Source organism: Nocardiopsis sp. B62 (genome assembly GCF_018070675.1).
Classification (GTDB): domain Bacteria; phylum Actinomycetota; class Actinomycetes; order Streptosporangiales; family Streptosporangiaceae; genus Nocardiopsis; species Nocardiopsis prasina.
Map to the genome: position 1 here is coordinate 1 of NZ_JAGPXK010000013.1, position 22,343 is coordinate 22,343.

At 70.7% G+C, this 22,343-nt stretch carries 19 protein-coding genes; 8 read left to right on the forward strand and 11 right to left on the reverse strand.

All coding sequences use genetic code 11. The features are described from left to right. Positions 1–72: 72 nt before the first annotated feature. The 3 genes from KBX21_RS15510 to KBX21_RS15520 all read right to left on the reverse strand — a co-directional run bounded on the left by KBX21_RS15510 (position 73) and on the right by KBX21_RS15520 (position 3,239). Positions 73–906 carry a carbohydrate ABC transporter permease gene (locus KBX21_RS15510; RefSeq protein ID WP_210842392.1) on the reverse strand — a complete coding sequence of 278 codons (834 nt, stop codon included), beginning with the start codon at positions 904–906 and terminating at the stop codon, positions 73–75. Positions 907–977: 71 nt separating this feature from the next. Continuing rightward, positions 978–1,871: a carbohydrate ABC transporter permease gene (locus tag KBX21_RS15515; RefSeq protein ID WP_049574563.1), complete on the reverse strand. Its 894-nt coding sequence runs from the start codon at positions 1,869–1,871 to the stop codon at positions 978–980. Positions 1,872–1,874: 3 nt separating this feature from the next. Continuing rightward, positions 1,875–3,239 (reverse strand): extracellular solute-binding protein, encoded by a 1,365-nt coding sequence (locus KBX21_RS15520; RefSeq protein WP_210842327.1) that lies wholly within the window; start codon positions 3,237–3,239, stop codon positions 1,875–1,877. Positions 3,240–3,410: 171 nt separating this feature from the next. On the opposite strand from KBX21_RS15520, the gene KBX21_RS15525 reads away from it, so the two are divergent. Next, positions 3,411–4,616: an ROK family transcriptional regulator gene (locus KBX21_RS15525; RefSeq protein WP_210842328.1), complete on the forward strand. Its 1,206-nt coding sequence runs from the start codon at positions 3,411–3,413 to the stop codon at positions 4,614–4,616. A 36-nt stretch (positions 4,617–4,652) separates the two neighbouring features. Here KBX21_RS15525 and KBX21_RS15530 read toward each other — a convergent pair whose 3' ends face one another. Next, positions 4,653–5,225 (reverse strand): TetR/AcrR family transcriptional regulator, encoded by a 573-nt coding sequence (locus KBX21_RS15530; protein WP_210842329.1) that lies wholly within the window; start codon positions 5,223–5,225, stop codon positions 4,653–4,655. A gap of 40 nt (positions 5,226–5,265) precedes the next feature. After that, a complete protein-coding gene (locus KBX21_RS15535) occupies positions 5,266–5,631 on the reverse strand; it encodes a multidrug efflux SMR transporter (protein ID WP_210842330.1) in 366 nt (121 codons plus the stop codon). A 138-nt stretch (positions 5,632–5,769) separates the two neighbouring features. Between KBX21_RS15535 and KBX21_RS15540 the strand changes: the two genes are divergently transcribed. Beyond that, positions 5,770–6,093: a multidrug efflux SMR transporter gene (locus KBX21_RS15540; RefSeq protein ID WP_210842331.1), complete on the forward strand. Its 324-nt coding sequence runs from the start codon at positions 5,770–5,772 to the stop codon at positions 6,091–6,093. Between the two features lie 9 nt (positions 6,094–6,102). On the opposite strand, the gene KBX21_RS15545 is transcribed toward KBX21_RS15540, so the two are convergent. Then, positions 6,103–7,152 carry a hypothetical protein gene (locus tag KBX21_RS15545; RefSeq protein ID WP_210842332.1) on the reverse strand — a complete coding sequence of 350 codons (1,050 nt, stop codon included), beginning with the start codon at positions 7,150–7,152 and terminating at the stop codon, positions 6,103–6,105. Between the two features lie 312 nt (positions 7,153–7,464). Between KBX21_RS15545 and KBX21_RS15550 the strand changes: the two genes are divergently transcribed. Further along, positions 7,465–8,790 (forward strand): helix-turn-helix domain-containing protein, encoded by a 1,326-nt coding sequence (locus KBX21_RS15550; RefSeq protein WP_210842333.1) that lies wholly within the window; start codon positions 7,465–7,467, stop codon positions 8,788–8,790. Positions 8,791–8,886: 96 nt separating this feature from the next. Here KBX21_RS15550 and KBX21_RS15555 read toward each other — a convergent pair whose 3' ends face one another. The 3 genes from KBX21_RS15555 to KBX21_RS15565 are packed head-to-tail and all read right to left on the reverse strand — an operon-like array spanning position 8,887 to position 12,922. Next, a complete protein-coding gene (locus KBX21_RS15555; protein ID WP_049574544.1) occupies positions 8,887–10,068 on the reverse strand; it encodes a hypothetical protein in 1,182 nt (393 codons plus the stop codon). Next, a complete protein-coding gene (locus tag KBX21_RS15560) occupies positions 10,065–12,176 on the reverse strand; it encodes a hypothetical protein (RefSeq protein WP_210842334.1) in 2,112 nt (703 codons plus the stop codon). The genes KBX21_RS15555 and KBX21_RS15560 overlap by 4 nt, the downstream gene beginning before the upstream one ends. Continuing rightward, positions 12,173–12,922: a toll/interleukin-1 receptor domain-containing protein gene (locus KBX21_RS15565; protein WP_307869222.1), complete on the reverse strand. Its 750-nt coding sequence runs from the start codon at positions 12,920–12,922 to the stop codon at positions 12,173–12,175. Before KBX21_RS15565 ends, KBX21_RS15560 begins: the two co-directional genes overlap by 4 nt. 367 nt (positions 12,923–13,289) lie before the next feature. On the opposite strand from KBX21_RS15565, the gene KBX21_RS15570 reads away from it, so the two are divergent. The 4 genes from KBX21_RS15570 (at position 13,290) to KBX21_RS15585 (ending at position 18,501) form a co-directional block, all read left to right on the forward strand. Beyond that, positions 13,290–15,359 carry an acyltransferase family protein gene (locus tag KBX21_RS15570; protein WP_247665814.1) on the forward strand — a complete coding sequence of 690 codons (2,070 nt, stop codon included), beginning with the start codon at positions 13,290–13,292 and terminating at the stop codon, positions 15,357–15,359. A gap of 522 nt (positions 15,360–15,881) precedes the next feature. Then, positions 15,882–16,178 (forward strand): YciI family protein, encoded by a 297-nt coding sequence (locus tag KBX21_RS15575; RefSeq protein WP_049574529.1) that lies wholly within the window; start codon positions 15,882–15,884, stop codon positions 16,176–16,178. Positions 16,179–16,366: 188 nt separating this feature from the next. Then, positions 16,367–16,999, forward strand: coding sequence for a transcriptional regulator (locus KBX21_RS15580; RefSeq protein ID WP_210842336.1), 633 nt, complete (start codon positions 16,367–16,369; stop codon positions 16,997–16,999). A 23-nt stretch (positions 17,000–17,022) separates the two neighbouring features. Beyond that, complete coding sequence (locus KBX21_RS15585; RefSeq protein ID WP_210842337.1) at positions 17,023–18,501, forward strand: PEP/pyruvate-binding domain-containing protein; 1,479 nt, start codon at positions 17,023–17,025, stop codon at positions 18,499–18,501. A gap of 41 nt (positions 18,502–18,542) precedes the next feature. On the opposite strand, the gene KBX21_RS15590 is transcribed toward KBX21_RS15585, so the two are convergent. Beyond that, positions 18,543–19,751, reverse strand: a complete 1,209-nt coding sequence (locus KBX21_RS15590) for a TAXI family TRAP transporter solute-binding subunit (RefSeq protein ID WP_210842338.1) — start codon at positions 19,749–19,751, stop codon at positions 18,543–18,545. Between the two features lie 70 nt (positions 19,752–19,821). Continuing rightward, complete coding sequence (locus tag KBX21_RS15595; protein WP_210842339.1) at positions 19,822–20,301, reverse strand: YkvA family protein; 480 nt, start codon at positions 20,299–20,301, stop codon at positions 19,822–19,824. 713 nt (positions 20,302–21,014) lie between these two features. On the opposite strand from KBX21_RS15595, the gene KBX21_RS15600 reads away from it, so the two are divergent. Continuing rightward, positions 21,015–22,316, forward strand: coding sequence for a hypothetical protein (locus tag KBX21_RS15600; protein WP_210842340.1), 1,302 nt, complete (start codon positions 21,015–21,017; stop codon positions 22,314–22,316). The last annotated feature ends 27 nt before the right edge of the window (positions 22,317–22,343 follow it).

Below are 22,343 nucleotides of genomic sequence, written 5' to 3' on the forward strand. Positions count from 1 at the left end.
TGCCCCGACCCGGGGGTCCGGGCTGGCCGTCCCGAGCCGGGACCCCGGCCCTCATCGGGGCGATGCGGTGGGCTACCCCTTGATCGCGCCGCCCAGCGCGAACCGGCCGCCCAGGGCTCCTGAGACGGCCATGTACAGCACGACCACGGGAACGGTGTAGAGCAGTGAGTACGCGGCCAGTTCGCCGTAGCGGACCGATCCGTACTGACCGAAGAAGGTGAACACGCGGACCGCCGCTGGCATCTTCTCCGGGCTCGTGAGCAGGATGAAGGGGACGAAGAAGTTGCCCCAGGTGGTGACGAGGGTGAAGATCGCGACCACCGCCAGCCCCGGTGCGAGCAGCGGGGCCACCAGGTAGCGGATCGACTGCCAGGCCGAGGCCCCGTCCACCCAGGCAGCCTCCTCCAGGGAGAGGGGGATGCCGTCGATGAAGTTCTTGGTGAGCCAGATCCCGAAGGGCAGCGTGCTGGCGGCCAGGAACAGCGTCGTCGCGACGAGGGAGTTCAGCAGGTTGGCCTGCACGAACATCCCATAGACCGGAACCATGATGGCGGTGACGGGCAGCCCGGTGGCGAACAGCACCGTGTACAGGAACGGCTTCCTGAACCGGAGGTTGTACCTGGAGAGCGGGTAGGCGGCCAGCATCGAGCACACGGCCGTGATGAGCGCGGCTCCCCCACAGGTCAGGATGCTGTTCCAGATCGGCAGGTAGACGATCTCCGGGGTCATGATGGCCGTGAAGTGGTCCAGGGTGAACCCCGAGGGCGGGCTGGCGCGCAGCGAGGGCTCGGGGTCCACCGCCGCGAAGACCATCCACAGCATCGGCACCAGGAACAGCACCGCGAGCACGCCGAGGACCAGGTAGGCGAGCAGGCCGCCCGCGGCCCGGCTCGGGGCGCTGACCACGGCGCGCGCCCGCCTCCGACCCGCCTCGGCCGCCCTCCTTCCGGGGTCGTGCCCACGGCTGGTTTCGTCGCTCACCGGTCCTCCTCCTTACGGAGCATCCACACGTAGACGATCGAGAACAGCCCGGCGACCACGAGCAGTGCCAACGCGATGGCGGTGCCGTAGCCCAGGTCGCCCATGCGCAGCGCCTCCTGGTACATCAGCAGCGGGAGCGTGGTGCTCCGGGAGCCCGGCCCGCCCGACGTCATCACGAAGATCAGGGTGAAGACCTGCACCGTCTGGAGCGTGATGAGAAGCAGGGTGGTGGCCAGGGTCCGACGCAGGAGCGGGATCACGACGTGCCACAGCACCTGGAAGGCGGAGGCGCCGTCCACCCGCGCCGCCTCCTTGAGGTCCTCGGGGACCTCGGACAGCCCCGCCGAGTAGGTCATCATCGAGAAGGCGGTCCCCTTCCAGACGTTGGCCAGGACCACCGCCAGGAGCGGGGCCGCGAAGAGCCAGTTCTGGGGGCCGGTGCCGAACCAGCCCAGGACCGTGTTGAGGGTGCCCTCCCGTTCCAGGAAGGCGTACCAGACGAACCCGGCCACGACCTCGGGGACCACCCACGCGCCGACCACGATCGCGCCCACTGTGGCCCGGACCGCGCCGTTGCGGTTCTGGAGCAGCAGGGCCAGGGTCAGGCCCAGCACCGTCTGCCCGAACACGCAGCCCACCAGGAAGAGCACGGTGAGGACGGTGGCGGTCCGAAAGCGGGGGTCGGAGAGGAGTTCGGTGAAGTTGTCGAGCCCCACGAACTCGGTCTGGGCGGCCTGCGCTCCGGTCAGGGCCGCGTTGGTGAGGGAGGCCCAGACCGTCCACAGGATGGGCCCCGCGAAGAAGGCGAGGAGCAGGAACAGGGCCGGGGCCATCGGGACGGCCCACCGCGCCACCCCGGCCAGGGGACGGCGGGACCGGACGGTGGCCACCGGTCACGAACCCGTCGTGACGTTGTCGGGCCCGACGATGCCCTCCACCTCTTCGGCGTAGACCTGGGCGGCCTCCTCCGGGGTGGCCTGTTCGAGCATCACGCTCTCCATGGCCTCCTGGACCGCCAGCGAGATCCTCGGGTACTCGCTGTAGGCGGGGCGGAAGCCGGTGATGTCGACCAGGGCGGCGAACTCCTCCGCCTTGGGCGAGTCCTCCAGGAAGGCCGGGTCCTCGGCGACGTCCGCGCGGACCGGGATCTGCCCGCCCTCGACGGCGAACTTGACGCCGTTCTCCTGGTTGAGCGCGTACGTCATGACCTCCCAGGCGAGGCCGGGGTCGGTGGCGTTGGCGCCCATGGAGAGCGCCCAGCCACCGGACATGCTGGTGGCTCCGGCGCCCTGACCGTTCTGGGTGGGCATCGGGGTGAACTCCATGACCTCCTCCCACTCGGGCCAGGGCTGGTTGGCCTCCTCGATCCAGGACTGGGTGGCCCAGGAACCCTCCAGGCTGATCGCCATCCCTCCGGAGGGGATGCGCTCCTCGTTGTTGACCGTGCCGACGTTGGCGTCGAGAGCGTCCTGGGGGTCGAGGGTGAGGTCCTCGTCGTAGAGGGTGCGGAGGAAGTGCAGGGAGTCGGTGAACCCGGTGCTGCCGGTGACCCACTGTTCCGAATCGTCGTCGAAGAGGGTGCCCTCGGTGCCGCTGAGGAGCATCTGGAAGCCCTGGAGGGAAGCCATCTCACCGGCGGGGGTGCCGGAGTAGACGTTGAGCGGGACCACGTCGTCCCCGAGTTCGGCGCGGACGGTGCGAGCCGCGTCCAGGACGTCGTCCCAGGTCGCGGGCTCCCAGGGCGTGTCGATCCCGGCCTGCTCCAGCAGTTCGGTGTTGTACCAGAGGCCGCGTACGTCGGTGCCGAGCATCACACCGTAGCGCTGGCCGTCCAGCGAGGTGACCGCCACCGCCTCCTGGTCGCTGTACTGGTCGCGTTCGTCCCAGGCGTCGAAGTGGTCGTCGAGCGGCATCAGGTACCCGGCGTCGGCGTCCTGGTTGATGGTGAACGTGTCCTGGTAGATCAGGTCCGGCGCCTCGCTGGGCGAACCGTTCATGAGGTTGACCTGCGTCTGGTAGTCCTCGGCCTGCGCCTCGATGGCGTTGAGTTCGACGGTGACACCGGGGTTGGCCTCCTCGAACTCCTCCTTGACCTGGCGCATCAGCGAGTCCATCGCGATGAAGGTGCCGAACTTCTGGTAGACGACGCGGACCGTGTTCTCGTCCCGGTCGGCGGCGGTCGAACAGCCCGAGGCGACCAGCGCCAGGAGCGGGACGGCGACCGCCGCACGGATGGTGTTCCGTCGGATTCTCCTCATCGTGGCCCCTCGCGCAGAAGTGGGTGCCGGGCACCCGAGGCCCCGACACGTGACTTACATCACTTGCTTACTAAAAACCTTGGATAAAGACAATGGGTGAAGTGGGCTCTTCCGGGGCGGTTACCCTCATGTGGTCAGTCGGCGGCCCGATCGGGCGGAGGGAATCGGCGTATGCGTACAAGCACCAACCTGCTGTGGCTGGGCGGGCTGAACCAGAGCAGGGTGCTCGACGCCGTGCGCCGCTCCGACGGGATCAGCCGGGTGGAACTGGCCGAGCAGACCGGCCTGACCGCCCAGACCGTGTCCAACATCGTGCGCAGGCTCCTGGAGAACGGTCTGGTCCTGGAGGACGGGCGGGCCAGCTCACGCGGCGGCAAACCGGCGACGGTGCTCCGGCTCAACGCGGGCGCCTACTACGCGGTCGGTATGCACATCGACCCCGCTTCCACCACTCTGGTCGTCACGGACCTGGCCGGGCGGGTCGTCGCGCGGAGTCGTCGACGCACCCCCACGTCGCAGGGGCCGCAGCGGGTGATCGACGCCCTCAGCCGCTCGGTGCGCGCCATCGTCGCGGAGGCGAACGTCCCCGACCGCATCCTGGGGCTCGGGGTGGCCACACCCGGCCCGCTGGACACCGAGGGCGGCGCGGTGACCCCGCCCCACCTGCCCGGGTGGAGATCGGTGCCGCTGCGTGAGGCGCTGGCCGAGGGCACCGGGCTGAAGGTGGTCATCGACAACGACGCCACCGCCGCCACCATCGGCGAACGGTGGTCGGGCGGCGAGGAGCGCTCCCCGGACATGGCCTTCGTCTACGTGGGGACCGGGGTGGGCGGAGGACTCGTCCTGGACGGACGCGTCTACCGCGGGGCCACCCTGAACGCCGCCGAGATCGGCCACGTGACGGTGGACCCGAGTGGACCGGAGTGCCCCTGCGGCAACCGGGGCTGCCTGGAGACCTACATCGCACCGCACGCGGTCGCCTCGGACGCGGCCAGACTGCGTGGGGAGGGTCCGGCGGACTTCGAGCGCGGCCAGGCCCGCACGGTGGCCGCGTACCGCAGGGTGTGCCGCGAGGCGCACGCGGGAGAGCCGGTGGCCCTGGAGGTGGTGTCCGCCGCGGGACTCCGTCTCGGCCAGGCCGCGACCACCCTGCTCAACCTGGTCGACGTGCCTCTGGTGGTGCTCGGTGGCTGGGGGATGTCGCACGTCGGGGAGCTGTACGGCGCCGCACTGCTCGAAGCCGTGTCCGGGCGCTCGATCGCCCGATCCATGCGGCGGGTGCGGGTGGAGACGTCGCGCATCGGCGAGGACGTCGGCGCCATCGGAGCGGCGGCGCTGGTGTTGCACTCGGCGTACGCTCCCGAGTTCACCAGCTAGTCCGTGCGGGTGCGGGCTCGCCGGTGGCCCCTGGGATCAGTCCTCGCCCAGCGCGTGGCGGAGGGTCTGCGCGACCCGGGCCTCGTCGAGGTCCTCGTCCCCGAGCAGGATCCTGGCACACAGCCCGTCGGCGGTGGCGGCGAAGCGGCGGACGGTCAGCTCGTCGACGCCCTCCCCCCTGGCCAACTCCGACACCGCGTCACGCCATCTGCGCGCCACCGGGCGTAGAGCCGGGCGGCGGGCGGCCAGCAGGTTGAGTTCCCGTTCGGCCAAGGCGCGTGCGCGCCCCTCGCCACCGGCTCCGGCGATCACGCGGGCCAGCCCCGCCACGGCCTCCTCAGCATTGCGACCGGGTTCCCGCAGGAGGGTGAGCTGATCGATGTAGGCGTCCGAAGCTGCTGTCAGCGCGGCGACCAGCAGGTCGTCCATGGTTTTGAAGTAGTAGACGGCGGAGCTGGCCGGGACGTCCGCCTCCCGGGCGACCGCTCGATGGGTGACCCCGGCGACGCCGTCGCGTTCCACGACCCGGAGCGTGGCGGCGATGATCTCCTCACGCCTGCGTTCGCCCCGGGCCCGACGTCCGTCGACCCGCTCCGTCGTGCCGCTCACGATCTCTCCCGTCGTTCTGGCGGCGACGATACCAGCGGGTTCAGGCCCGGGTGCGCTCTCTTGGGGCCTCGGGCTCCTCCCTCGTGTGGGCCCGGCCGAGTTCCATGGCGAGTGCGCCGGCCATCACCAGGGCCAGCCCACCGACCTGTACCGAGGTGAGCTCGTCCCCGAGCAGAACCACCCCGAGGAGGGCGACGATCGCCACTCCGGAGGCGGTCCACAGCCCGTAGGCGACACCCACGGCCATGCCACGCCTGAGGGCGAGGGCGAGCAGGAAGTAGGCGGCGAGGACGGCCGGAACCGCCACCAGGACCGCGATCGGGCGGGTGAAGCCCTCGGAGAGCCCGGTGGCGGTGGCACCGATCATCTCGGTCGCGAGCGCCGCCGCAAGGTAGAGCCAGGCCATGTTCGTTCCCCTCGGTCGTTGGCCGCTCCTGCGCGACCAACTACTTGAACTATCGTTCAGTTAGATGTGTACTCTGATCGTAGATCTACTTGAACCATCGTTCAAGTACTTGTGTGTCAGAGACCCTCAGGAGGACGCGTGTCCCTCGCCTATCTCTTCCTTTCCGGAACGATCACCCTGGAGGTCGCGGGTGCGATCGCCAGCCGGTACTCGGACGGGTTCACCCGCCCCGTCCCCACTGCGGTCACCTTGGTGACCATCGTCGGCGCCTACTACCTGTTCGCCCTGGCCCTGGAGGAGGGGCTCGGGCTGGGTGTGGCCTACGCCGTGTGGGCGGCTGTGGGCATCGTGGCCGTCACCCTCATCGGGGTGTTCGCGCTGCGCGACCGAATCACGCGCATCCAGGCCGCCGGGGTCGCGCTGACCGTGGCCGGGGTCCTGGCGCTCCAACTCGGCGGTTGAGGAGGGGAGCTACCGCTCGGGGTAGACGGACTGGATGCGTTCGGCGACGTCCGGGAAGCCGCTCCGCTCCAGGATCTCCACCTGCTCGCGGACGAACGCCGCGCGTTCGCCCTCCCCCTCGACGGAGTCGATGAGCCCGCGCAGGATGGCGACCTGGACGTCCTGCTCCATGCCACCCTCCTCCGCGTCCTCCTCGGCGGGCCACCAGTAGCTCTCGTAGCCCTCCTCGTCCACCCCGCTACCAGCGGTGGGGACGGCGGGCTCGGGCTCCTCCAGTAGGTCGGACAGATCGTGCGCCGGAAGGGGGAAACGCGGCTCCGGTTCCAGGTCGAGTTCGAGGCCGGGCTCGTCGGACAGCGACTCGCGGACCCGCGCGGCCTCCTGCTCGGCGACCCACAGCGCACGGTCCTTGCGCAGGTGCGCCATGCGGCCCAGGCGTTCCTCGTCCTCGTCGTCCAGTTCCAGGCGGACGTTCTCCGCCCACACCTGGATCGTGCCCCCGGCGACCGGCTCCTCCACCGCGAACACCGACTCGAGTTCGCTCTCGGCCAGCGCGCGTTCCCCGGGGCGGACGTCGCACAGGATCTCACGGGCGCGCAGCACGACCGAGCGGACCGCCGGGCCCGCCGGGTTGCGCAGACTCAGGTCGACCCGGTGGGCCCACCGCCAGTGCACCAGCGCGGAGAAGCCGAAGGTGTAGTCGTCCACGGCGCTCGGAAGCTCGATCCGACGCGTGCGGACACCGAGGGTTCCGCTCTGGCCGCGCGGCGCCTCCATGGGCGCGGGCTCGTCCCCCTGGTCCGAGCGGTCCCGGAGTTCGTCCCCAGAACCTCGCACGTCGCTCTCCTCCCGCTGCTCGCCCTTGTCGACCCCGCCACCGCCTGTCACCGAATCCAGCGCGGCCGCCAGCACCTCCGGTCGCGCCAGGGCCAAGCCCAGGAGCGCCATCGCGCAGGGCAACCAGAGCAGCGTCCATCCTCCGACCAGCGGAAACAGCACCGCCGGGACGATCAACACCACGATGACCGCCGTCAGGCGGATACGGGCGAAGGTGGCCACGGGGTGTCTCCTCGTGCGGGGCAGGGGTTCGGAAGGAAGGTTCCTCAGGCCAGTCTGCCCGAAGACCGGCGTGAACGCGTCACCAACGCCGAGTCGGACCCCACTTCGATCCCGTTCAGGGCCCACTTTCTCCCCCTCCGGGTCTGTTGCGCCCGGAGGGACGCCCTCCCGGTCCCCGTTTCCCCGCTCGACTCGCCGGATAAGACCCCAGTGCCCGACCGGTGCCCCGACCATCCGCCCCCGACGCGTTTCCCTCCGCCTCTGGTGAAGGCACCGGAACACCCCCGCTCCACCCCCCGAAAGGTGACAAGAATGTTCGGTGCCGAGCTTCGCCGACGTCGGCAGGAAGCCGGGATGACCCTCGAAGAGCTGAACCGGAGGGTGCACTTCAGCAAGAGTCACCTGAGCAAGGTGGAGACCGGGGCGAAGAACCCCTCCCAGGACCTGGTGCGGGCCTGCGACGCGGCTCTCGGAGCCGACGGGCGGCTGGCCGCACTCGCTCCGGTCACCACCGCGGAACGGGCAGACCAGGCCGACCGAGCCGACCAGGCGGAGCCTCCCAGCGTCGACCAGGAGGTATGGCTCATGAGTATGACCCCGAGCGGAGAAACGGGCTTCGCCGGAATGGACCGCCGCACCGCCCTCTCCCTCAGCGCGCTGGGCGTGCTGGGCGCCGGACTCGGGAGCGGTGCCGCACCGGACCGCCCTGGAGGGGAGGCAAGCGGCGACGCCCAACCCGCGCTGGCCAGTTTCCGCGTGCAGTTGGGCGAGCTGAGGAACATGGGGCAGCACGTGGCCCCGTCGATGGTGTTCCCCATCGCCGCGGTCCAGACCAACGCGCTCCGCCAACTGGCGAGGTCCGCTCCCCCGGCACAGCGGAAGGCCGCGCTGCGGCTGGCCGCTCGGTTCGCCGAGTACGCGGGGTGGATGGCTCAGGAGAGCGGAGCGGAACAGCGAGCCCTGTGGTGGACCGACACCGCCGTGTCACTGGCCGGTGCCGGTGATGACTCCGAAATGGGCGAGTACGCGCTGGTGCGGCGGGCCCTGATGACCATGTACGCGCACGACGGGCCGCAGACCGTCGCTCTGGCCCAGCGCGCGCAACGGGGCCGGGCGAGCTCTCCACGGGTCCTCGGCCTCGCCGCCAAGCGCGAGGCACAGGGCCATGCCCTGGTCGGCGATCTGGTGTCCTGCGAGAGATCTCTGGAGCGGGCCCGGGAGCACCTGGCGGCCGACCGGGCCACCCGTGGCGACTCCGAAGCGGGAGGGCCGGAGATCCTCGGGTCGCGCAACGTCAGTGATCCGGTGGGGGTCACCCGGGGGTGGTGCCTCGTCGACCTGGGCCGTGTGGAGGAGGCCGCCGCGATCCTGGACCAGGAGTGCGCGTCGCTGCCGGGGAGCGCGGTCCGGGCCCGGACCAGGTTCGGGGTTCGCCGGGCGCTCGCCCACGCCCTGTCGGGGGAGGTGGAGAACTCATGCGAGATCGCCACCGAACTCCTACCCGAGGGGAAGGGGGTCGACTCGGCCACCGTCCGTCTGGACCTGCGCCGTCTGCACCAGACCCTGGCGCGTCACCACGGCCACCGGTCGGTGCGTGAGCTCTCCCCGACGCTGGTCACCGCTCTGAGCGCCGTCTGAACGGTGCGGGGCTGCTTCAGGAACGCTGAAAGGGGCCGTGCCCGAGGTGCTCTCGGGCCCGGCCCCTGCTCACAAGCTCCGTCGCGGGGGCGTTGGTCAGAGGGGCACACCGTTGCCGTTGGGAGAGGGAACGGCCTCCGGGGCGATGTACGTGACACCCACCAGGGGCGATCCGTCGCCGTCGTCTCCGACTTCGTGGCCAAGGGGGTGGCGGCGCCGGATCAGTTCGGCGGTCTCGTACAGCGAGGCCGACTCGAAGGTCCTGGCCCACCGCTCCACGACCTGGGCTCGCAGATCCTCATCCTCGATGCCCTCGACATCGTCCATGAGCCTCCCGACCGCACCGGCGAGGCCGACTTCCGCCCCCGCGGCTCCCCCGTCGCTCGTGGGAGGACTGACGGTCACCTCATCCGCCCAGTCCCGCTCCTGCGGCCACTCCCACAAAGGGCGATCCGGTGCGAGGCCCCCGGGCACGGTCCCGTTGAGGAAGGAGAAGGCCTCCGGTGACGCGACGCGCAGGCGCTCCAGGAGGTCAGCCGGATCGGCGCCCTTCGACGCCTCGGCCACACGGGTGAGGATCTCGATCAGACCGTGGGTCCGGTTGATGTCCGCGTCACCACGCACCAGGTCCCAGACGATCGCGCTACCGGGCGTCGCGAGGACGTCGTCCGCGTAGTACCTGCGTTTGGCGGCCTCCACCGAACGCTCCACCTCCCACAGGACCCCTTCCTTCCGAGCCGTGGCGATACGGCTCAGACGTGTCTCGTCCTCCTCGGAGAGTGAGAGCGTCACGTCCTCGGCCCACACCTCCACGGCGCCACCGAACCCCTGGTGGGAGACCCCCAGGGAGGCCGCGACCTCGTGAAGCGCCACATCGTGTTGCTCGGGCCGGTAGTTCGCGCACACCTGTCGGGCCTGGTCGATGACCAGCTGCCCGGCCAGCCCGTCGGGATTGCGCAGCCGGTGGTCCGGTTCTCCCGTCCACCGCCACCGGACCACGGCGGAGAAGACGAACGGGTACTCGCTGTCCCGGCTGCATACCAGGGACGGCCTGATCCGGGTGCTCTTCGGTCCGCTCTCCACGAACCGGTCCGGACGCGGCGCGGTCTCGCCCGGGAGCGCCGGCCTGGTACTGCTGAGCATGAGCGCGAGCACACCGATGAGCACCAGGGGAGGTGCCAACAGCAACGCCCACCACTGGATGGTCAGGTACAGCACCAGGCCCAGCGGGACCGCCACCCCAGCCAGGACAGCGACGCGTCGAAGCGTGGAACTCATCCGTCCTCCTTCCTTGGCGCCGCGGCGCCATTCGGCCCGTGCGCCATGGCGGGCGTCCGGCTGCCCAGGCCCTCCACCTCGTCGACCATCCGGACGAGGTGCTCTCCGTCCGCGCGGCGCCGTTCCCTCTCCTCCGAGGTGGCCGTCTCGTCCCGCCAGCGCAGTCCGGCGGTGTAGAGCGAGGGGAGGGTCCCCGCGAGGACGGAGGCGTTCACGAGGATCTCCATCAGCTGCCTCCCGAACCCGATCCACCGGGCCGCGTAGGTCTTCGTCAAGGCGCGTTCACGGCGGAAGAGGGCGCCCAACCCCTCGGTGAGCCACCGCCGCACTTCGCTGGTGTCGTGTCGGCCTCGCTGGACCCCGGCTATGCGATCAGGATCAGCCAGGTCCCAGAGCAGCTCCCGTTCCGTGTCGTGTTGCCAGTCCGGCCTGGGGCCGTGGTCACGGAGACGCTCGCAGACCCTGCGGAGGAGTTGGAGGTACAAGGGGGCCTTCATCGCCAGGGTGCCCAGTTCGGCGCGGGCCGCGTCGGCCACCGCGCCTTCCCTGCTCCCTGCGAGCATGTGCAACCGGATCAGGGCCTGTCCGGGATGGGTCTCGGCCAGCTCCTGGGCGCACACGGCGACCAGAACCTGACCGAACTCGGAGGAGAGCGTTGCGTTCTGCGCCTTCGTGTAGAGGAACTGGCGAACGTCCCTCCCATATCGGTCGTCGCGCAGCATGGTTGTCAGGAGCACGGCGGCCTGCGGAGCGCTCCGGCCCTTCCGCGTGGCCCACCGCTCCGCACGGAGGAGGAGCGCCCCGGGGTCCGCGATCCGCAGCGTCTGTTCGGCCCAACGCTCCGCCAGCCGGTCCCGGTCCGAGGGCGTCAGGGAACCGTCGGCCATGAGGGTGTCCACCCACTCGCCGAACGCGCCATGGAGCTGGGGGTGCGCGTCCCAGAACGCCGATCGCAGCGCCCTGCCGCGCCCCGGGCGTGAGAAGCGCACCCTCCGTTCGGACCCCACCACGATCCCGCCGAGGCGCAGTTCCTCCTGGAATCCTGGGCGGTTGAGCAGCGGTGTGTCGTCCTCCGGGAAGGAGATCTGGGAGAGCAGGGACTCCACACCAACGGCCAGGTGCTCGACCGGCGCCCCCTCCATCAGTGAGGAAGCGAGCAGAATCGCCCGGGCACGTCCCTTGGTGTGCTCCAGGTTCTCGGGCGGGGGCGGTTCCCCCGGCTCCAGGGCCTTTCCCAGCCAGTCGTCGATCGTCCCCTCGTACGCGGCTTCCTTCCGAGCGGTCGACGCGCGCCTGGCAACCCTCTCAACCTCGCTCATGGAGGCGGTGACGGCCCAGTCAAGGACGTTCTCCGTGGCACGGTCGGGAAAGAACCCCGGCACGTCGCGAGAATCGAGGTGCCTGTCCAACACGGCGAGCGGATCGGGGCGGTTGAGGGGCACCACTCGGTCCTTCAGGGATTCGGGGAGTCTCTCCTCGTCCCCGCGCTCCACCAGCACCACGAGGGAGGCTGCCGAGCGATGAGCCCGTACCCGCAGCCCCTCCAGCTCGTCGCACACAGAAGCCGGGGAGACCCCACTCTCCCTGGTGAGGTCGACGAGCAGGCGTTCCCCGCCTTTGAGCGGTTCCGCTCCAAGAACGGGCCGACCATCGGCGCCAGTCTCGACGAGATCGTCCCGAACGTCCTGGTCCGACTCAGCGTTTCTGGGGGCCAGGATCATCAGAGCAGCGGACCTGGCTCCGTCACCGGGTGAGGCGCTGAGGACGACTGCCCCGTGGCGGGCGATGTCGGTGCGGCACCTCTCCTCCTCGAAACCGTCCGGCGCGACGAACCGCCGTCGGAGGGTGACCAACCGGTCCCCGGGGACGACCCTGCGTTCCTTGACGTAGTGCACCCGGCCTTCGGCGTCGAGACTGAGGCGCGCCGAGTAGGAGCCGACATCGGGACGACTGAAGTAGTAGTTGGTCTGAGAGTGCCAGTCACCGGCGACGCGGTTGACTGTCGAGTCCCGGTTGACGTCGCCCGTTCCAGCGTGGGTGGTGGCATGCTCGCCGTTCACGGACATGCCCGCCTCCCCCTGCGGGCGTTCGGTCTCCTGGGTCGTCACTCGCGCCCCCGCCTGTCAACGCGGCCGGAGATCTGGTCCCTGACTCGCTGGTCACCGGACACGTTGTTGACGGTCGAGTTGTGGTCTCCCGCGACGTGGTTCACGGTGGAGTTCTGGTTGATGTCCCCAGTTCCGGCGTGGGTGGTCGCGTGTTCGCCGTTGACGACCACTCCGTCGTTTCGGTAGTCCCTGGCCTGGGTCGCGACCCCCCTGACGTCGCCCATGGTGTTGCCCGTCGGGCTCGCGGACTTCTCCTCCATGGCCCGTTCCTCTTCGCGGGCGCGCACTCGTTCCTCCAGCTCAGGGGCGGCGATGAGAACAGCCTCGGCGATCTCGTCGAGGTCGGTGCCGCTGTTCCGGTGACGCAGTCGCCGGTACTGGCAGCGAGCGAGCGGGGCGAGTTCGTCGGGCAGGTCCGCGGCACGTAGACGCGGAGTGGACTCGCTCAGCACGGGGATCACCGTCACCCCTGCCTCGAAGGCCGCCGCGATCTCCCAGCGCGTCCAGTCGCCCGGGTCGTCGATCGCCCTCAACCCGTCACTTTCTCGCTTCTCCAGCCACCGCGGACCGACGATCGCCAGCAGCACCTCGCACGCTCGCACAGCTTTTCGAAGCCGCTGTTCGAAGTCGGCTCCGGCCGGAATCGAATCACTGGCCCGAAAAACCTCCCCCTCGCCGAACCGCTGGGAGAGTTCCCGGCCGATGAGTGCCGCTACCTGCTCCCCGTCACCGGTTCGATAGTTCACGAAACAGCTGTGCATGGACATTCCTCCGCACTCGACGAAATCCTCATCACCTGACGCGACTGGCAAACAGACAGGGCTTTCGACGGCGACCCATATAGCCGCCACCCCTCTTTCGCCAGCGCTCCGATAATGTGGCCAAACTGTCGATTCAGAAAGGCCGTTGGGCTTGTTTCCCGCAGTCTTTCCCAGGGGAAACGGGAAACTCTCGCGCGGATCGGTTCCAGCGCCGCCCGGTGGGGCCACCGGAGGGCCTTCGGGCAACGTGGTCGAAGCGGTGTCCCTCGGGAGGGCGAAGACTCAGGAAACACTGGCGAAAGGTCTCCCGAGTTCACTCCCCAAAAGCGGCGCCGGGGCGCAGTATGACGGCATGCGATCACCCGACTTCACTTCGCCGCAGGTCCGGTCCGCCTCGGAGCGGCCCGGGCCCCGGAGTGGTGGGAGCCGTTTCCGACCCGAGGTGCAGGGGCTGCGCGCCGTCGCCGTGCTGCTCGTGCTCGTCTACCACCTGAACCCGGACCTGTTGCCGGGCGGCTACGTGGGCGTCGACGTGTTCTTCGTGATCTCCGGATTCCTCATCACCTCGCTGCTCCTACGTGAGGTGCGGGAGCACGGCAGGGTGTCGCTGGCCGGGTTCTACGTGCGACGGGTCAGGCGCCTGCTCCCTGCCGCGACCGTTGTTCTCCTGGCGACGGGGGCCGCCGCGCTGGTGCTCCTGCCGGTGACCCGGCTGGGCGACACCGCCTGGCAGACGTTGGCCTCCGCCGCGTACGTGGAGAACCTGTACCTGGCCGATCAGACGCTGGACTACCTGGCGGCCGAGACGGCTCCCAGCCCGGTGCAGCACTTCTGGTCGCTGTCGGTGGAGGAGCAGTTCTACCTGCTCTGGCCGCTGCTGTTCGTGCTGTGGGCGCTCTTCCTGCGTGGGCGCTCCGGTGGGCTCCGGGTGCTCACGGTGGCGCTGGCCTCGGTGTTCGCCGCCTCGTTGGTCTGCTCGGTGGCGATGACCGCGAGTGGCGACCCCTCTGCTTACTTCCTGCCCACCACCCGAGCCTGGGAACTGGCGGCGGGCGGGCTCCTGGCGGTGTACCTGGCCGACCGTGGACTGCCGCGTGCGCTGCGGCTGCCGTTGGGGTGGGCGGGACTGACCGCCGTGGTGGCCTCCGCGGTGCTCTATGACTCCGGCACCCCCTTCCCCGGGTACGCGGCGCTGCTGCCCGTACTGGGCTGCGTGGCCGTGATCGCCGCCGAACGGCCGGAGGGCCCCTCCGCGGCGATGGTGCTGAGTACCGGACCGGCCAGGTTCGTCGGGGACATCTCCTACGCCCTGTACCTGTGGCACTGGCCGCTGATCGTGTTCGCCCTGGTCGTATTGGAGAGGCAGACCCTGGGGCCGTTGGGGATCGCGGCGGTCGCGGCGTCGTCGATCCTGCTGGCCTGGCTGACCAAGCTGTGGGTGGAGGACCCGGTGGCCCGGCACGGCCTGGTGCGCACCGGGCGCGGCGCGTTGGCCGTTGCCCTGGTGGGCATCCTCTCCGTGGCCGCGGTCTCCGCCGCGGGTCTGCTGCGCGTGGAGCGCTTCCAGGCGAGCGACTTCGATCCGACCGTGCACGTGGGGCCGAAGGGGATCGGCCTGCCCTCTCCCGAAGGGGCCTGGATGTACCCCTCACCGATCGGCGCGGAGGACGACACACCCGAGGCGTACGACGACGGATGCCACGCGGGCTTCGACAGGCGAGACCCCTCCGATCCGTGTGTCTACGGACCCGACGACGCGGAGACCACAGTGGCGCTCACCGGGGACTCCCACAGCACCCAGTGGTTCCCCGCCCTGGACTCGCTGGCCCAGGACCGGGGGTGGCGTCTGGTGGTGTTCAACAAGTCGGCCTGCGCGTTCACGGCCGCTGAGATGGGCCGCGAGGGGGCTCCCTACGAGGAGTGCCAGGAGTGGAACCGGGCGGTCGTCGACGAGATCGGGGAACTGGGGCCGGACCTGGTGGTGACCAGTTCCTCGGCTGCCGCGCTCCCGTACGGGTTCGAGTCCGGGCCGGAGGCGCGCGACGCCATGGCGGAGGGGATGGCCGAGCTGTGGGAGGAGGTCGCCGGTCCGGACACCCCGATCGTCGTGATCCGGGACACCCCCCGCACGACCTCCGACGTGCTGGACTGCCTCGCGAAGTACGCGGACGACCTCGCCGCCTGTGACCGGCCGGCGTCGGCCGCGCTGGAGCTGGACGACCCCCAGGAGCTGGCGGCCCTGGAGGTGGAGGGGGCCGAACTGGTCAACCTCAACGACCTGATCTGCACGGACGACTCCTGTCCGGCCGTCGTGGGGAACGTGGTGGTCTACCGGGACTCGCACCACCTCACCGAGACCTACGCCCGGTTGCTCGCCGACTCCCTGGGCACGCGGATGGATCAGGCCCTGGACCGGTCCTGAGGGCGATGCGTTCGGCGGATCCGAGGAGCGTGGCGCTGTTGACGGAGTCGAAGTTGGTGTGCGCAACGAGCCAGCCGGTGTGGGCCTCGGCGAGGTAGGTGCTCCCCGCCGCTGGAGCGGTGTGCTGGTTGATCGGTCACGGTGCGGCGATACCATCGGGAGTTCGGCGCGGCGGGCGGCCTCGGAGACGGTGAGCGCGGCGGAGGAAGCTGGAGGCACGGAGGATTCTCAGGGTGCGGGTGAGTACGGACTCCCCTGACGCCGACCTGGCCAGCGAGAACACCCCGACCCCTCGTCCAGATGTGTTCGCCCCGCACCCGTTGAACAAGGAGCGAACATCGGGCCGGGTCCAGTCACGCATCCCAGGCAACAGCGTGCTCAACGGATCTCCGGACGGGGCGCGGCCACCCCCTCGAAGCGGGCCCGACGGGAGGAGACCCGACCCCACCACCACGGGACCTGGCATCCTGGCTCCGGACCGACCACCCCTGCCCCCGGGCAGCCAGAAAGAAGGCACCCACCATGGCCGTCTACGCCCTCACCTACACCTACGCCGAGAACAGCACCGAGGCACGCGACCAGCACCGCCCCGCCCACCGCGCCTACCTCGACGAGCTCTCCCAGCAGGACGTGAACCTCTGCTCGGGACCCTTCGGCCCCGACGACGCCCCCGGCGCCCTGCTGCTCTTCCGAGCGGACTCCGCCAAGGAGGCCCTGGCCCACACCGAGCCCGACCCCTTCCGTGTCGAGGGCCTGGTCGCCGACGTTTCGGTGCGTGAGTGGATCCCGGTCCTGGGCCCGCTCGCCAAGGAGTTCTGACACCCCGAGCACCCACCTGGGTGCGGCCCTCTCGTGGAGGGGCGCACCCATGGGCGAACAGCGGTGCACGCCCGCCGCGACCCCCCGCACGGTGAGATCCGGCCGGGCCCGACCCCGCCTGCGATTCCACATGGTTTCATCATCCAGATGATTGGAGTATCTTAAACGGGCTACTTGGAAGGGGGGCCATGGAACCCGAGACCACACCGCACACCACCGGCGCGGACCTGCTGGCCCTGCACGCCCTGCGCTGCGCCGGGTTCTCCGGCACCGAACGGCTCGCCGAGGTCACCGGTCTCAGCAAGGATGAGACCGAGTCCGAGCTGATCGACCTCGCCGTCTCAGGACTGGTCACCCGCGCCGGAGGGGCCTTCGGCGGCTGGGGACTGAGCGGGGCCGGACGCGCGGCGGGCGCCGCACGGATCACCGCCGAACTCGACTCCACCGGCGCCCGTCCCCTCGTGGAACGCGCCCACGAGGGCTTCCTGGAACTGAATCCGGAGCTGCTCGACCTCTGCACGGCCTGGCAGCTACGGCTCGTGGACGGCGTACCGACCCCGAACGACCACACCGACGCGGACCACGACGCCCGGGTCCTCGATCTGTTCTCCGACCTCGACCAACGCCTCGCCGCCGTCTGCGCCGAGCTGTCAGCCCGCCTGGTCCGCTTCGGCCGCTACCGGGTCCGGCTCGCTGGCGCCCTCACCCGCGCCCGGGCGGGGGCCCTGGACCAGGTCGCGGACGGCACGGCCTCCTACCACGCAGTGTGGGCCCAGCTCCACGAGGACCTGCTGGTCACCCTCGGCATCCCCCGGTACTGACGGATCCAGGAAGGACGGTCGCGATGACCTGGACCTATCCGCTCTCGGCGCGGGTCGGGCAGGGCCCGGAACTGTTGGGCGGCAAGGCCCACGGGCTCCTCACCCTGAGGCGCCTGGGCCTACCGGTACCAGCGGGCTTCGTCGTCACCACGGAGGCCTGCCGTGCCTTCCTGGACGAGGGCCGATTCCCCGATGGGGCTCGCACCGAGATCGCCGCCGCCGTCACTGCGCTGGAGGCCGAGACCGGACGCCGGTTCGGCGACCCGCACGACCCCCTCACGGTGTCCGTCCGCTCCGGGGCCGCCGTGTCCATGCCCGGGATGATGACGACGATCCTCAACCTCGGCCTGCCCACCACGGACCCCGGCGGCAGGGAGGGCCGGTTGGACGGGCTGTACCGGGCGATCTCGGAGGTGTTCTCGTCCTGGGACACCCCGCGCGCCAGGACCTACCGCGCGGTGCACGGCGTACCCCACGATCTCGGCACCGCCGTGACCGTACAGGCGATGATGCTCGGCGACCGGGACGCTCGCAGCGGCAGCGGGGTCGCCTTCACCCACGACCCCAACACCGGTGAACACGTGCCCTTCGGCGAGGTGCTGTTCGGCAGCCAGGGGGACGCCGTGGTCTCCGGCACCGCGCTGACCAGCCCCCTACGGGACCTCGCCCACCGGGAACCCACCGTGTGGGCGGACCTCGTGGCCGCCCTGGACAGCGTCGCGGAGCACCACCGCGACGCCTGCTACGTCGAGTTCACCTACGAGTCGGGGCGGCTGTGGATGCTCCAACTGCGCCCCGCGCGACTCGTCGGGGCCGCCGCCGTCCGTGTCGCGGTCGACCTCGCCGAGGCCGGTGTGCTCAGCCGTGCCGCGGCCCTGCTGCGGGTCTCCCCCCAGCACCTGCGGCACGCGCGCACCGCCCGAGCCGTCCTGCCCGACGGACGGCCCCCGCTCGCCCGGGGCGTGGGCGCCTGTCCGGGGGTGGCGGTCGGCCGGGTGGTGACCAGTGCCGACCGGGCCGTCAGCATGGCGGCGCGGGGGCCGGTGGTCCTGTTCCGTCCGGAGACCTCCCCGTCGGACATGCGCGGTCTGGCCGCCTCGGCCGGGATCGTCACCGCACGGGGCGGCCCTGCCAGCCACGCCGCCGTGGTCGCCCGGTCCATGGGCACCCCGGCCGTGGTCGGGGTGGGGGACCTGACCGTGGGACCCGACGGGATCCGGGTGGGTGACCGCCCCGTCCCCGAGGGCGTGCTCGTGACCGTCGACGGAACCGGGGGTGAGCTGGTCCTGGGCCGTACCCGGGTCGCCTCCGGCGAGGGCTCTCCCCAGCTGGGGCGGCTGCTCGAGTGGGCCGACGAGGTGGCGGGGAGCCCCGGAGAGGGCTCGTGTCCGGGCACGCCGAGGGACGCGGACACCGAGGAGGCCCGCCTGCACGCCGCACACACCGCGCTGCGCGGTCAGGGACGTGCGCCCACCAGAGTTCGACGGCACCCCGGCCGCTGACCGCCGGTTGTCCCAGGGCGGTTAGGGAGCCCCGGGCCCGGTCAGAGCACCCCGCGTTCGCTGAGGTAGCGGGCCGCGCCCGGGTGGACGCTGTCCGCCCGCACTCCGCTCAGCGCCTGCTCCACGGTCGCGATCCGCTCATTGGGCGCGTTGGCGCCGAGTTCCTCGTAGACGGCGCGTACCAGCTCGTAGGCCAGGTCCTCGTCAAGGTCGGCGTGCGCGTACAGGGTCTCCCAGGAAGCCAGGAGGTTGGTGTTCCCGTCCTGTCCTGGCACGGCGCCCGCCTCCACGGTGAGGTTCGTGTAGGAGGCGTCGACGCGGCTGACCGTGGCCACCACCTCCTCCGGGACCTCCAGGACACGCAACTCCATCCCCTGCCGCTCCAGATGGTCGAGCTCCGCGTTCTCGACGCGGTCCCAGAGGACGTAGACGTCGGCGTCCCCGTCGATGAAGGGCTGCTGTGGGGTGTCGGTGTCGAAGTCGTGGCCCGAGGCCACGTCCATGGACCACGGGTCCACCCCGGCCGAGAGCAGGGTCAGGTCACTCAGTTCGAGGGTCTCCGGGTCGTCCCAGGCGACGACGGCCGTGCTGCCGGCCAGGTCGTCGAGGGAGTGGATACCGGAGTCGGCCCTGACCACGTACTGGAGGGTCCAGGCGGAGACGTTGCCCAGGACCAGGATGTCGCGTGGTTCCCCGACCGGGTCGCCGTCCCGCGCGTCGAGGGTTCCGTCCCGGAGCTGGGTGTACCAGGTGTTGTGGGTGAGGACCACGTCGTTGCGGTAGGCCGCGCCGTTCCTGGGCGCCGCGACCTCCTTCTCCAGGGCGAGGAACTCCACGCTGGGGTCCATGAGATCGTGGGCGACCTGCTCGGAGAAGGCGACCTCGGCGATGGCGTCGGTCCACGTCTCGCAGATCTCCCGGGACAGGCGGGAGTGCGCCAGGTACCAGGTGGGTTCGCCGAGCAGGTAGTCGCCCGCGTAGGGAACCGTCCGCTCGCCAACGACCGCGGGCTCGGGTTGGCCGAGGAGACCCGGGAGCGCCCAGTAGAGGGCTCCGCCGAACAGGGCGACCGCGAGCACCGTGGCTCCGACGATCAGCGGAGTCCTGATCCGCCCCGGGGGAGGGGACTCCACAGCGAGCCGGTGGTGGGCGGCCAGCGGGTTCGGGGCCACGTCGTGGTCCGGGAACTCCGGTGAACCGTGTTCCTGCTGGGGACGCCAGGGGTCGGGCAGGTTGGGGGATGTGTCCACGATGCCCTTTCAAGGACAGTGTTTCGTTCTTCTTCCCCCCGCAGGTTGAGGGGCGTTGTGGACGATTCGGTCAGTGCCTCTGCCGCTGGTGGGCGGCCGCCTGCTCCGGTCCGGTGTGCCGTCCCTGCGCCTGGTACTCGTCCTGCCCCGGGTGCTGGCCCGGGTGAGCGCCCTGACCGGGGTACTGACCGGGCTGGTTGGCCCGACCGAAGGCCTCCTGCGCCTGCTGCCCGCGCTCCCAGACGACGAAGCGCTCGCTCTCCCCCAGCGCCATGGTGGTGAGCCAGACGGCGACGGCGACGTCGTCGACCAGGCCGAACACCGAGAAGATCAGCTCCGGTACGAAGTCGATCGGGGAGATGATGTAGCCGACCAGGACGAGCATCGCGAAGAGCTTGCCGCCGCCGAGCTCCGGGTAGCGCCCGCGCAGCTTGGCACCGAGCATGCGGGGGACCGCCCGGACCCGCTCCCACAGCGAGACCTTGCTGTCCGTGTTCTGGATGACCTGCCAAGCGGCCGCACCGGCGGCGGCCCGGTTTGCCTTGCGCATCGTGTTCGTCTCCTCAGGGGGCAAGTGACTTCTCAAGATATGACGCGAAGTCACCCTCGATCGTTCCCCGTCGTGTGGAAGACAACCCCGAACGAGACCGACGCGACATCCCCGCCCCGCCCCTCCCCTGTCGGCAGTTGTCCACAGAAGGACCGGCGGCACTGGTGACTCCGGAGCCGGAGGGGCATCCTGAAAGGACGGGCGCATCCGCCTCTCCTCGCACCTCTCGCCGCCACTGGCCGTCGCCGATCCGATCCGCCATCCCGGCGGGCCGCGACCATCCGACCAGCACCGACACCGACGAACGCCCAGTGAACACGGGCCGGAGACCCGAAGCGGAGCCATGATCCGAAGAGGACAAATGGAACGAAGGCATAAGATCGTGTCGCAACTCAATGAAACTCGGCCGAACCGACCCGGGCGTTCCGGGCACGCGACCGACTCCCCCGCCCCCTACCAGCCCGAGGACCCCATCCCGTTCACCGGGTCACCTTGGCCTCATTGACGAAAACGCACCACATGGCGCAACCCGTGCCCCAAGGTGGTGATTACCGGGCCTCCCGCAGTGCCGCACCCATTCGTTACGATGCGTCCGAGTGGCACCTGAGACGCGGGGCGTCTCTGAAGCAACCGACATCGCCCGAGCGCGCAGAACCGATGGAGCCTTTCCAGTGTCCAATGCCCTACCGCGGTCGGCGACGACCGTAGCCCTGTTGGCGGACATCCCCAGCACGGGCCACGTGGGCGAGACCGGAGCACGGCGGTTCGCCATGACAGGCGACGACGTGGGCGCACGCAGCGCCGCCTTCGTCGTCTTCGCCAAGGAGGAGGTGCGCGCGGGTCGCCGGGTCGTGGCGCTCTATCCCGCCTGGCAGTCCACCGACGCCCGCAAGGCGGTCGACTTCGCGCGGGCCGCCCTGCGCACCGACCACATCGCCGGGATCAGCGTCGACCTGTCCCCGCTCGCCCTCTCCCTCATCGCCGACCAGCTCGCCTACCTGTCCCCCTACCTGCCCCCGGGGATGGTGGCCGCGCTCAGCGCGGAACTGCCCAAGCACCTGTTGGCGGGGGCCTGGCTGAGAACGGTGTCCGGGCTGTCCACCCTGCCCACGAGCCTGCGCCAGCACATGGGTTCGTACGCGCCCGCGGTCTCCTTCCTCGCCTACTGCGCTCCCTCCGCCCGGGTGGGCCGTCTGCGCCCCTCCGACGCCGTCAGCGTCCCCTTCCGCCCGGTGCAGCCGGTACAGCTGCTGTACTCCACCCCGGACCCGAGCATCACCCGGGTGTTCGACGAGAACCTGCCCCAGGCCATCCAGCCGGTGGCCACCCGGACCCTGCCGGTCCAACCCCTCGGCAGCACCTACTGGGGCACCCACAAGTACGTCGAGTTCGTGGCGCTGAGCGCCCACCCCCAGGCCCTGGCCTACGCCGCCGGGGCGCTCAGGGCGACGGAGTGCGCCTGGTGCGGTGAACCCGTGACCGCCAGCCCGTGCCCGTTCTGTCGCGGGGTCGGCGGCGAAGCCCCCACCGCGGCCCACCACACCGGCACCTCCACCCGGGCCACGCACCCGTCCCAGGCCGCCCCGGCCCCCGCGTCCCGTAACGGCGCCTCCGCGCCCAAGGGCCCGCTCCCGCCCCGCGACGTCCCGTCCGGGGCCCAGGCCCCCGTCGTCCCCTCACCGCACCCCGGTACGCCGGGCTCCCCGCTCCCTCCGGCTAACCCGACACCGCGCAGGCCCCCCAACCTCCAGGGAAACCCCGGCCCCCAGGCGCCCCGACCGTCGCAGGTGGGCCCGGCCTGGCAGACGAGCACGAGCCCTTGGAGTGCACCGCCCCACCGGAGCGGACCCAACCCTCCCATCGGCCCGGGCGCTCCCCCCGGCGCGCCACGTACCGACCGACCCCCCGAACCGGCGCACGGACAACGACCGTCCGCTCCGCCGAACCCGTCGGAGGGCGCCACGGACCCGGACGGCGCACCCCACACGGAATCCCCCAGAACCTACTCCCGCTAGGGCTCGCCGCTCCGACTCCAGGACGGA